This is a genomic window from Curtobacterium sp. 18060, assembly GCF_902706105.1.
Lineage (GTDB): Bacteria > Actinomycetota > Actinomycetes > Actinomycetales > Microbacteriaceae > Curtobacterium.
Genome location: NZ_CACSJV010000042.1, coordinates 23,033 through 33,291 on the forward strand (window position 1 = coordinate 23,033; position 10,259 = coordinate 33,291).

Sequence of the window (10,259 nt, forward strand, 5' to 3'; positions counted from 1 at the left end):
GCGGGCAACCCGGTCACCTGTCGGCGCAGTGGGCAGCGCCATGGCGAGAGCCGTGCACATCGCAGCCCAGTACGGCGCACCAGGTACGGTGCACACCGCACCACGCACAACCGCGTACCGACCGGACCGACGAGGGCGGGACAGGGGACAGCACCGCCCCACCCTCGACGGGTCAGGAGCAGTCGGCCTTGGTGAAGGTCGTGTCGAGCGTCTTCGAGGTGCCGTCGAACGCGTAGGTGTACCGCATGTCGACGCCCTCGTCGAGGAGGTCCTTCGTGTCGCTGTTCGAGCAGAGCGTCGGGCCGACCGAGTCGCGGATGGCGCTCTCGGTGATCGACGCCGGGTCGACGCTGGACGACACCGTGTAGTCGTAGTGGATCGCGTTGCCCTCGGCCTCGACGCCCGTCCACGACGTCACCGAGTCGACCTGCTTCGGCAGGTCGCTCTGTTCGCGGATCTGCACGACGGCCTTCGAGACCTTCTCCTCCGTCGAGTCGCTGAACGCGGCGGTGAGCGCCTGGCGGACCAGGAACGCGACGACCACGGCGACGACGACGCCGAGCAGTGAGATGAGGACGCGCTTGCCACGGGACTGCTTGGGCGGCGGGGCGTACGGGGCTCCGGCGGGAGCGGGCTGCGCGTACGGCTGCTGGCCGGGCTGCTGCTGCGCCCAGGGCTGCTGGCCCGGCTGCTGCGGACCGGGCTGCTGTGGGCCGGCGTTCGGCTGCGGCTCGGACCCCGGGTAGGGCGGCGGCGTGTTCGTCATGGTGTTCCCCCTCGTAGCGGTGCGCGGCCTGACACCGTCATCCGGCATCGGGTCCCTCCCCGAAACGGGCCGCGGACACCTGAGCAACCATCCAAGCACAGGCCGGAGCGCCGCAACGCGCCTGTCCGGCCCCAGCGACGCGTCAGGCGGAACGGCGAGCTGCCCAGCGGCCCTCGGACCGCAGGATCGCGAGCGGGAAGTCGAACGCGTGCGACACCGCCGACGACGTGATGACCTCGTCCGCCGTGCCCTGTGCCACCACGGCACCGTCACGGAGCAGCATCGCGTGCGAGGTCGACACCGGCAGGTCCTCGAGGTGGTGCGTGACCATGACGCTGCCGAGCTCGGGGCGTCGGTGGCGCAGCGCGTCGACCGTCTCGAGCAGGTGCTCGCGCGCTGCGACGTCGAGCCCGGTCGCCGGTTCGTCGAGCAGCAGCAACTGCGGCTCGGACATCAGCGCCCGGGCGATGAGGGTCCGTCCGCGTTCGCCCTGGGACAGCACAGGCCAGCGTGCGTCGCGTCGTGCGGCGAGCCCGACGTCGGTGATGTGCTGCTCGGCCAGTGCGACCTGCGCGGCCGTGGGCTCCCACCGCATCATGAGGTCGGTGGTGCCGGTCAGGCCCGTCAGCACCGTCTCGAGCACGGTGAGCGGGGAGAGCATCCGGTGCCGCGGGTCGACGTGGCCGATGTGCTCACGGAGTTCGCGGACGTCGACGCGTCCGAGGCGTCGGCCGAGCACCTCGACCGTGCCCGCCGTGGGGTGGCCCGTCGCCCCGAGCACCGCGAGCAGTGTCGACTTGCCGGCGCCGTTCGGTCCGAGGAGCGCCCAGTGCTCACCGCGGCGGACGGTCAGGTCGACGACGTGCAGCAGGTCGCGGCCGGAGCGCGTCACACGGACGCCCTCGGCACGGAGCAGGACGCCGTCGGCGCTGAACTGGGCGCCCGCGGCGCCGAACTGGTCGGTGTCGGTCACGACTCCATCGTGGCCGACGTCAGCGCCGTTCGGTGCCGTCCGCCAGCGCGCCGCCCTCGGCGACGAACGCGCGGGCCTGCACGGTGTGCTCCTCGACGGTGCTGCTGAGCGAACGGATCACCGCGGCCGCTGCTTCGCCGTCGCGCTTCGAGATCGCCGCACGGAGCGGGTCGACGAAGTGCTTGACGTCCCAGAACATGCCGCTCTGGTGGGTCAGGGCGAGGAAGTTCGCGCGGGGCAGCAGCGAGGTCGACAGCTGGACCAGCAGGTCGTTGTCCGCCGCACCGATCAACTGGGTGACGACCGCGCCGACCTGTGTCGAGACGTCGCCGGCGCGCTCCTGCTCGGCGGCTGTGCGCAGGGCTTCCAGCGTGTCGACGAGGCGTGTGGCCGCAGCGTCGTCGAGCTTCGGGACGGCCCAGCGGGCGGCGAGCTCCGTGACGCCGGCGAGCACCTGGATGGTGTCGTCGAACTGCTTGGCGGTGGGCGACGCGACCCGGGTGTACCGGTTCGCCTCCATCTCGACCAAGCCGTAGTCGACGAGCTTGGCGATCGCCTCACGGATGGGCGTGCGACTGACCCCGAGCCACTGGACCAGTTCGTCGTCGTTGAGCCGTTCGCCGGCCTGCAGCGTGCCGTCCTGGATCGCGGCCAACATCTTCTCGAGGACCACGTCGCGGAGCAGCTTGCGCGGCGAGTTCTCGACGGTCGACTTGGGTACCGGCATGACGGACTCCTCGTGTCACGGACGTTTGGTATCCAAACCCTAACGTGTCAATATGCAAACGTTTGCGGAATAACAGCATCCCAGAACATCAGCCACGCACGTCGACCACCGTGCGTCCGTGCACCCGACCGGCGACCACCTCGGCGCCGATCTCGATCGCCTGCTCCGGGGTGACGGTCCGGGTGACACCCGCCAGCAGCGCCGGGTCGAGGTCGGTCGCCAACCGCTCCCACGCCCGGTGCCGGAGCTCGGACGGGGCGTCCACCGAGTTGATGCCGAGCAGCGACACCGCACGCAGGATGAACGGCAGCACCGTCGTCGGCAGCGCGGAGTCCTGCGCGAGCCCGCACGCCGTGACGGCTCCACCCCACCGGGTGCCGGCCAGCACGTTCGCCAGGGTGGCCCCGCCGACGCTGTCCACGGCGCCGGCCCACGCGGCACGCTGCATCGGCTTGCCGGGCTCGGACAGGGCACCCCGGTCCACGACCTCGGTCGCGCCGAGGCGTCGGAGCGAGGCCTCGTTGGTGCTCCGGCCCGTCGACGCGGTGACCTCGTACCCGCGCGCGGCGAGCAGGGCGATCGCCACCGTCCCCACCCCGCCGGACGCACCCGTGACGAGCACCGGCCCGGCACCGGGCTCGACGAACCGTTCGAGCGCGAGCACGCTGAGCATCGCCGTGAACCCCGCCGTGCCGATCGCCGCCGCGAACGAGTCCTCGATCGCCTCGGGCAGGACCACGAGGGAACCGGACGGCACCACGGCGTGCTGCGCCCAACCACCGTGCCGGGTCTCACCGAGCCCGGCACCGTTCAGCACGATGCGGTCGCCGATCGACACGTCGTGCACACCCGGTCCGAGCGCCGACACGGTCCCGACGACGTCGATGCCGGGCACGAGCGGGTCGACCCGCGCGACGCCGGGGTTCCTGGCGAGGGCGAGGCCGTCCTTGTAGTTGACGCTCGAGTACGTGACGTCGACGAGGGCTTCGCCCTCGGTCGGATCGGGCAGGTCGACGTCGGCGACGGTGGGCGGGGCTGAACTGGACACGACTACGGCGCGGGTCATGCGCCGGACGCTACCCCGGGCCTCCCGGCCAGCGGTCCGTTCTTTCCCAGAACGCGTGCGATCCCTGGCGGAACCGGGCGTACCGGGCCGGAAAAAAGGACCAGGTACGCCCGAAACGGCCAGGTACGCGTGCAGCGAGCGCTCAACCGAACATGATGGCGGCTTCGTCGAAGCGCGCCTGCGGCACGGTCTTCAGCTCGCCGAGCGCCTCGTCGAACGAGACGTGCACGATGTCGGTGCCCTTCAGGGCGACCATCCGGCCCCATCGTTCCTCGACCACCGAGTCGATGGCCGCCAGGCCGAGCCGCGTCGACAGCACCCGGTCGTACGCGGTCGGCGTTCCGCCGCGCTGGATGTGCCCGAGGGTCGTGGCACGCGTCTCGATACCCGTCATCTCCTCGATGAGCGGCGCGAGGCGCTCGCCGATGCCACCGAGCCGCGGACGCCCGAAGGCGTCGAGCCCGCGCTCGGTGTGCGCGTTGTCCTCGTGGTCGGGGACGAAGCCCTCGGCCACCACGACGAGCGGTGCGCGCCCGCGGTCGTAGGCGGCACGCACCCACTTCGCGATCTGCTCCATGCTCGTCTTCTGCTCCGGGATCAGGATCGCGTGCGCGCCCGCGGCCATGCCGGAGTGCAGGGCGATCCAGCCGACGTGCCGGCCCATGACCTCGGCGACCATGCAGCGGGAGTGCGACTCGCCGGTGGTGCGGAGGCGGTCCATCGCCTCGGTCGCGATCGCGACGGCGGTGTCGAAGCCGAACGTGTAGTCGGTGGCGCCCAGGTCGTTGTCGACCGTCTTCGGGACGCCGACGATCTTCAGCCCGGCGTCGGTCAGGCGCTTCGCCGCGGCGAGCGTGCCCTCGCCGCCGATCGCGACGATGGCGTCGATGCCGTGGCGGTCCAGGGTCTTCGAGATGTTCTCGACGCCGCCGTTCGGGCCCTCGAAGGGGTTCGTGCGGCTGGTGCCGAGGATCGTGCCGCCCTGCTTGGCGATGCCCTGGATGTCCTTGCGGCCGAGCGGGACGATGTCGCCGTCGACGACGCCGCGCCAGCCGTCCCGGAACCCGACGAACTCGTGGCCGTGGATGGCGATGCCCTTGAGGACGATCGCGCGGATGACCGCGTTCAGACCGGGGCAGTCGCCTCCGGAGGTGAGGATGCCGATGCGCATGGGAACTCCGTCGTCGGGTGGTGCGGGTGGGGGTCGTGGGGGACTGCGACCATCATGACTGACGGTGGTTGCGCATTACCATCCCGGTGTGACCCTGCTCGACTCCGCCTCGTCGTCCGGTGACGCGTCCGGCGCGTCCGCTGGTGCGTCCGGTGACGCATCCGGTGCTCCTGGTGCGTCCGGCGATGCGTCTCGCGTCGACACCGTGTACCGACCGGGAGGCCCGGTGAACGTCACGTCGACCCTGCGGCCCCTGCAGCGCGGCTCCGGCGACCCCGCCTACAAGGTGGTCGGCTCGGACGTGTGGCTCGCCCTGCGGACGCCCACCGGCCCCGCTGCCGTTGCGATCCGGCCGGCCGGCGACACCATCGCGGTCTCGGCGTGGGGCGACGGTGCCGCGTGGGCGGTCGAGCACGCGCCGGAGCTGCTCGGTCGCGGCGACGACTGGGACGGGTTCGACGTCTCCGGGCACGCGTTCCTCGCTGCCGCCCGACACCGGCAGCCCGGACTCCGGCTGCTCCGGACGAACACCGTCGTCGCGATGCTCGTGCCGGCGATCATGGAGCAGAAGGTGACCTCGCGGCAGGCGTGGGGCGCATGGCGGTACCTGCTCCGGCGGTACGGCACGCCCGCGCCGGGTCCCGCGCCGGACGGTCTCATCGTGCCGCCGACGGCCGACGAGTGGGCGCGGATCCCGAGCTGGGAGTGGCACAAGGCCGGCATCGAGCCCGGACGGTCGGCGACGGTGATGCGCGCGGTGCGTGTGGCTCCGGCGCTCGAACGGACGCTGACGCTCGGTCGCGGCGGTTCGGTCGTGTCGGCGCGGCTCCAGTCGATCCCCGGCATCGGGAAGTGGACGGCTGCCGAGACCGCGCAGCGCTCCCACGGCGACCCCGATTCGCCGAGCGTCGGGGACTTCCACGTCCCCGCGCTGGTCGGGTGGGCGCTGACCGGGGGACCGGTCGACGACGACGGGATGCTCGAGCTGCTCGAGCCGTGGCGGGGGCACCGGGAACGGGTCGTGCGGCTGATCGGCGGCTCGGGGTTCCGGAAGCCGTCGTTCGGGCCGCGGCTCACGATCCAGGACCACCGCGGGCACTGAGCGGTCGCGGGTGGCGGCCGTCCGCACCTGTTTCGCGACACGACACCAGGTGATCACGTGGTGTCCTGTCGGAGAACCGGTGTCGCGCCGGGTCAGGGGTGGCGGACGCCCTCGCCGGCCAACACGGCGCGGTAGCCCTCGCGGAACGTCGGGTACTGCGGCGCCCAGCCGGTCGACCGGAGCAGCGCGTTCGACAAGCGCTTGTCACCACCGGACTGCCGGGCACCGCCGTCACCGGTGACGGGCTCGGGAACGCCGAGCTCGTCGGCCAGGAACCGGAGCACGTCGTCGAGTCGGCTCGGTTCGTCGTCGGTGCCGAGGTACGTCGGCGCCGGGTCCTCCACGGTCGCCAGGTGCACGAGCGCCGCGGCGGCGTCGTCGCGATGGATCCGGTTCGTGTGCGGCGAGGCACCCGGAGCCAACCGCGCAGAACCGGAGCGGACCTGGTCGATCAGGCGCTCGCGGCCCGGACCGTAGACACCGGACAGCCGCACGAGCACGGCGTCGGGAGCACGGTCGCGCAGCAGCGCCTCGGCCTCGACCAGGACCTCGGCGGTCGGGGTCGCACCGTGCACCGGGGTGTCCTCGGTGACCTCGCTGCCGTCGTCGACGTCGTAGACCGCGGTCGAGGACACCACGAGCAGGCGTGGCTCGGCGTCCGAGGCGTCGATGCCGTCGAGCACGTTCCGCAGGCCGTCGACGTAGGTGGCGCGGTACTCGTCGACGTCACGGCTGCCCGCGGCGAAGGCCACGACGACGACGGAGGTGTCGGCGGGGATCTCGGGGACCTCGTGCCGCAGGTCGGCGCTGCGGCCGGTGATCGGGGCCGGGACCAGTTCGGCGCGGCGTCGGAGGCCGATCACGTGGTGTCCCTGCTGCGCGAAGCGGAGGCCGGCTTCGGTCCCGAGGTCGCCGCAGCCGGCGATCACGACGGTGTCGTTGTTGTGCACCCGTCGACCTTGGCACGGACACCTGGTGGACGCTCCCGCACCCGGCCCGCTGCCACTCAGAGCGCCTTCCGTCAGTCCGAGGTACGAGCGGGTTCTTCGTCCTTCGCCTCGACGCCGTCGTGGCGCATCCGCACGACGCTGGCCAGGGTCGACAGCGCCATCGCGGCGATGATCACGATCAAGGAGACCCACGTGTTGATCTCCGGCGCCCACTCGATGTGCTCGCCACCGTTCAGGAAGGGCAGCTCGTTGTCGTGCAGTGCGTGCAGGACGAGCTTCACACCGATGAACGCGAGGATCACCGCGATCCCGTACTTCAGGTAGACGAGCCGCTCGAGCAGTCCACCGAGCAGGAAGTACAGCTGCCGCAGACCCATCAGGGCGAAGACGTTCGCGGTGAACACGATGAACGGGCTCTCGGTGATGCCGAAGATCGCGGGGATCGAGTCGAGTGCGAACAGCAGGTCGGTGGTGCCGATGGCGATGAGCACGATGAGCAACGGGGTGAAGTGCCGCACGCCGTCGTGGGTGGTCCGGAACTTCATGCCGTCGAACGTGTCGGTGAGGCGCACCCGACGGCGGAGCAGCCGGACGATGAAGCTGTCCTTCTGGTCGTCGGCGTCGTCCTCGCCGCGGAGCTGCTGGATCGCCGTCCAGATCAGCCAGGCGCCGAAGATGTAGAAGATCCACGAGAAGTTCTCGATGAGCTGGGCACCGACGAGGATGAAGATGCCGCGCAGCACGAGCGCGATGATGATGCCGAGCATCAGCACCTCTTGCTGGATCTTCTTCGGCACCGAGAACCGCGCCATGATGATGACGAAGACGAACAGGTTGTCGATGCTCAGGCTGTACTCGGTGAGCCAACCGGCCAGGAACTCGCCCGCCGAGTCGCCGCCCGCGAACACGAGCATCAGGACCGCGAAGACCAGCGCGAGCCCCACGTAGACGCCCACCCACGTCGCCGACTCGCGCAGCGTCGGCACGTGCGGCCGGCGCGCGACGATGAGCAGGTCGGCGAGCAGGATCGCGACGATCGCGATCAGCGAGCCGACTTCGAACACGACGGGGAGTTCGGGCATCTGGTGCGTTCCTTGCTGGTGGTGGGCGGGCCGTCGAGCACGGCCGGGCTCGGGTGCTGTCCCCTCTAGTGTCGGGGACGTTCGCGCGCCGAGCGACCGCGTCCCGCGTTCAGCGACCGGGGCCGTCGACCGGTGGGTCCGGTGGGAACGGCCGGCGTGCGACCCAGATCTGTACTCCGACGAGCACACCGAGCATCCCGCCGAAGCACAGGAACACCCATCCGGCCGCCGGGTGGCCGCCGGCGATGAAGACCGAACCGATGACGAACCCCGTTGCGGCTCCGAGCCCGTGGAACACCAGCGAGACCACCGTCCAGCCTGGACTCGCGTTCATCGTCAGCTGTGCGTCCCGGACCCATCCGGCATCCCTGGTACGTCGGAGCACGACGACGATCGTGCCGATCGAGACGCCGACGGCCGCCAGCAGCATGACCAGTTCCACGTGCATCGACCTCCTTCGGCATCGTCGTCCCGTCGACGGTGAACGATCCAGACTGCCACCTCGTTGACCGGGTATGGGACTCCGCACACGCACCAAGGTCATCATCGGCATCTCCACCGGCGTCGTGGTCATCGCGGCCGCCGCCGTCATCGCCGGTCCGTCCATCTACGCGAACACCGTCAACGGACAGGCCGCCGCAGCTCCCTCCCTGGAAGCGACGTCGTCGGCCAGCCTCGACCCGTCGGACGCCGACGGCACCTGGACCAGCACGAAGACCTCGTACGCCGGCTACCGGGTGCACGAGGTCCTGCAGGGGAATGATGTGAACGTGGTCGGACGCACGAAGGACGTCGAGGGCACCGCCGAGGTCGACGGCGGCTCCCTCGCGACGGCGACGGTCACGGTCCAGGTCGCGAAGATCTCCACCCCCGAGTCCGCGCGCGACGCCTACTTCCGCGACACCGCGCTGGAGACGGACAAGTTCCCGACGGCGACGTTCACCTTGACGAAGCCCGTCGACGTCTCGAAGGCGCTCGACGGCAGCACGCAGGACGTCACCCTGACCGGCACGATGGACCTGCACGGCGTCACGAAGTCCGTCACCGCCGACGCGCAGGTGGCGGTCGGCAAGGCCGGCACCGTCCAGGTCGCCGGCTCGGTGCCGATCACGTTCGCCGACTACGGCGTGAAGTCGCCCTCGCTCGGCTTCGTCACCGTGGACGGGAAGGGCTCCGTCGAGTTCTCCCTCGACCTGCAGAAGTGACCGTGTCGAGTCGTTCCGCCGACGAGCTGCTCGCGACGCTGTACCGCGAGCACGGTGACGCGCTCACCCGGTACGTCCGGCACCTGACGCGGGACGGCTCGGCGGTCGAGGACGTCGTGCAGGAGACCATGGTCCGCGCCTGGCAGCGCCCAGCGGTGCTGGAACGCGCGCCGGACAGCGCCCGTGCCTGGCTGTTCACGGTCGCGCGGAACCTGGTCGTCGACGACGCGCGATCGGCTCGGAACCGCCGGGAGTTCGGCACCGAACACCCCGTCGACCGCGCCGAGTCGGACCGCACCGACGCCGTGCTCGACCGCATCGTCGTGGCCGACGCGCTCGCATCGCTCTCCCCGGACCACCGCCGCGTGGTCGTGGACGCCTACTGGCTCGGCCACACGGTGCCGGAGATCGCACGACGACACGACATCCCCGAGGGCACCGCGAAGTCGCGGCTGCACTACGGGCTGCGAGCCCTGCGGCTCGCACTGCAGGAACGAGGAGTGACCCGATGAGCGACGACCGGTACGCAGAGTGGGACGCGGCGTACGTGCTCGGGTCCCTGAGCCCGGACGAACGGCTCGAGTACGAGCAGCACCTGGAGACGTGCGACCGCTGCACGGCCGCCGTCGCCGAGCTGGTCGGCCTGCCCGGTCTGCTCGCCAAGCTGCCGGCCGACCAGGCGATCGAGATCGCCGAACCGGACGGGAGGCCCGACACCGGTTCCGAGAGCACCCTCGCCTCGGTCGCGCACCGCGTTCGACACCGTCGCCGCCGTCGCCGGGTCTGGGTCGCCGCCACCGCGGGGCTCGCGGTGGTCGCTGCCGTCCTGGGCGGACTCGCCGTCGGCACGGCGGGGGACCGCGGCTCGGTGCAGGCCGGACGTGACGTCTCGGCATCGGCGACTGCGGACCGCTACGACATGACCGGCGCCCAGGGATTCGACGTCGACCTGGCCGTCAGCGGTGAACAGTGGGGCACCCGCTTCGACTGGGGTTGCTCGTACGGCGGCAAGGAGTGGGCGGCGGACGGCTCGGTCATGTACGACCTCGTCGTGGTGCGGTCCGACGGCACCGCGCAGATCGTCGGCTCGTGGACGGCCGCGGGCGAGGACGCGAAGGGACTGTCGGCGTCGACGGACATCCCGCGCGACGACATCGCGAGCGTGCAGGTGCGGCTCCGCGGCGAACAGGGAGCCCTCGCCGTCGTCGACCTCTGAC

Annotated in this window: 12 protein-coding genes; 4 read left to right on the forward strand and 8 right to left on the reverse strand. The window is 71.1% G+C overall.

The genetic code is table 11. The features are described 5' to 3' along the window. Nucleotides 1-172 precede the first annotated feature (172 nt). From GVL05_RS15615 to GVL05_RS15635, 5 genes are all read right to left on the reverse strand, one after another. Nucleotides 173-766, reverse strand: coding sequence for a hypothetical protein (locus tag GVL05_RS15615; RefSeq protein ID WP_111083775.1), 594 nt, complete (start codon nt 764-766; stop codon nt 173-175). A 142-nt stretch (nt 767-908) separates the two neighbouring features. Then, nucleotides 909-1,739, reverse strand: coding sequence for an ABC transporter ATP-binding protein (locus tag GVL05_RS15620; protein WP_235036008.1), 831 nt, complete (start codon nt 1,737-1,739; stop codon nt 909-911). Between the two features lie 19 nt (nt 1,740-1,758). Next, a complete protein-coding gene (locus tag GVL05_RS15625; RefSeq protein WP_123294516.1) occupies nt 1,759-2,466 on the reverse strand; it encodes a GntR family transcriptional regulator in 708 nt (235 codons plus the stop codon). Between the two features lie 88 nt (nt 2,467-2,554). Beyond that, nucleotides 2,555-3,532, reverse strand: coding sequence for an MDR family oxidoreductase (locus GVL05_RS15630; protein WP_131880885.1), 978 nt, complete (start codon nt 3,530-3,532; stop codon nt 2,555-2,557). Between the two features lie 142 nt (nt 3,533-3,674). Then, entirely contained in the window at nt 3,675-4,703 is a 1,029-nt protein-coding gene (locus tag GVL05_RS15635; protein WP_111083779.1) for a 6-phosphofructokinase, read from the reverse strand. An 88-nt stretch (nt 4,704-4,791) separates the two neighbouring features. Between GVL05_RS15635 and GVL05_RS15640 the strand changes: the two genes are divergently transcribed. Beyond that, a complete protein-coding gene (locus tag GVL05_RS15640) occupies nt 4,792-5,805 on the forward strand; it encodes a DNA-3-methyladenine glycosylase (RefSeq protein ID WP_235036009.1) in 1,014 nt (337 codons plus the stop codon). Between the two features lie 92 nt (nt 5,806-5,897). Here GVL05_RS15640 and GVL05_RS15645 read toward each other — a convergent pair whose 3' ends face one another. The 3 genes from GVL05_RS15645 to GVL05_RS15655 all read right to left on the reverse strand — a co-directional run bounded on the left by GVL05_RS15645 (nt 5,898) and on the right by GVL05_RS15655 (nt 8,285). Further along, nucleotides 5,898-6,755, reverse strand: coding sequence for an NAD-dependent epimerase/dehydratase family protein (locus GVL05_RS15645; RefSeq protein WP_159573717.1), 858 nt, complete (start codon nt 6,753-6,755; stop codon nt 5,898-5,900). Between the two features lie 71 nt (nt 6,756-6,826). After that, nucleotides 6,827-7,837 carry a TerC family protein gene (locus tag GVL05_RS15650; RefSeq protein ID WP_123294520.1) on the reverse strand — a complete coding sequence of 337 codons (1,011 nt, stop codon included), beginning with the start codon at nt 7,835-7,837 and terminating at the stop codon, nt 6,827-6,829. A gap of 109 nt (nt 7,838-7,946) precedes the next feature. Next, nucleotides 7,947-8,285, reverse strand: a complete 339-nt coding sequence (locus GVL05_RS15655) for a hypothetical protein (RefSeq protein WP_159573718.1) — start codon at nt 8,283-8,285, stop codon at nt 7,947-7,949. A 67-nt stretch (nt 8,286-8,352) separates the two neighbouring features. On the opposite strand from GVL05_RS15655, the gene GVL05_RS15660 reads away from it, so the two are divergent. From GVL05_RS15660 to GVL05_RS15670, 3 genes are read left to right on the forward strand one after another with little or no spacing between them, the layout of a single operon-like run. Then, a complete protein-coding gene (locus tag GVL05_RS15660) occupies nt 8,353-9,042 on the forward strand; it encodes a YceI family protein (protein WP_159573719.1) in 690 nt (229 codons plus the stop codon). Next, complete coding sequence (locus GVL05_RS15665; protein WP_123294523.1) at nt 9,039-9,554, forward strand: sigma-70 family RNA polymerase sigma factor; 516 nt, start codon at nt 9,039-9,041, stop codon at nt 9,552-9,554. Before GVL05_RS15660 ends, GVL05_RS15665 begins: the two co-directional genes overlap by 4 nt. Further along, the gene (locus tag GVL05_RS15670) at nt 9,551-10,258 is read left to right on the forward strand and encodes a zf-HC2 domain-containing protein (RefSeq protein ID WP_159573720.1); all 708 of its coding nucleotides are present in this window, start codon (nt 9,551-9,553) and stop codon (nt 10,256-10,258) included. Before GVL05_RS15665 ends, GVL05_RS15670 begins: the two co-directional genes overlap by 4 nt. Nucleotide 10,259: the final 1 nt, after the last annotated feature.

What these genes read in the sequence shown, in the direction of transcription:
- GVL05_RS15615 (WP_111083775.1), bottom strand. Translation starts at nt 766, where the DNA reads ATGACGAACACGCCGCCGCCCTACCCGGGGTCCGAGCCGCAGCCGAAC.
- GVL05_RS15635 (WP_111083779.1), bottom strand. Translation starts at nt 4,703, where the DNA reads ATGCGCATCGGCATCCTCACCTCCGGAGGCGACTGCCCCGGTCTGAAC.
- GVL05_RS15650 (WP_123294520.1), bottom strand. Translation starts at nt 7,837, where the DNA reads ATGCCCGAACTCCCCGTCGTGTTCGAAGTCGGCTCGCTGATCGCGATC.
- GVL05_RS15655 (WP_159573718.1), bottom strand. Translation starts at nt 8,285, where the DNA reads ATGCACGTGGAACTGGTCATGCTGCTGGCGGCCGTCGGCGTCTCGATC.
- GVL05_RS15660 (WP_159573719.1), top strand. Translation starts at nt 8,353, where the DNA reads ATGGGACTCCGCACACGCACCAAGGTCATCATCGGCATCTCCACCGGC.
- GVL05_RS15670 (WP_159573720.1), top strand. Translation starts at nt 9,551, where the DNA reads ATGAGCGACGACCGGTACGCAGAGTGGGACGCGGCGTACGTGCTCGGG.
- GVL05_RS15625 (WP_123294516.1), bottom strand. Translation starts at nt 2,466, where the DNA reads ATGCCGGTACCCAAGTCGACCGTCGAGAACTCGCCGCGCAAGCTGCTC.
- GVL05_RS15630 (WP_131880885.1), bottom strand. Translation starts at nt 3,532, where the DNA reads ATGACCCGCGCCGTAGTCGTGTCCAGTTCAGCCCCGCCCACCGTCGCC.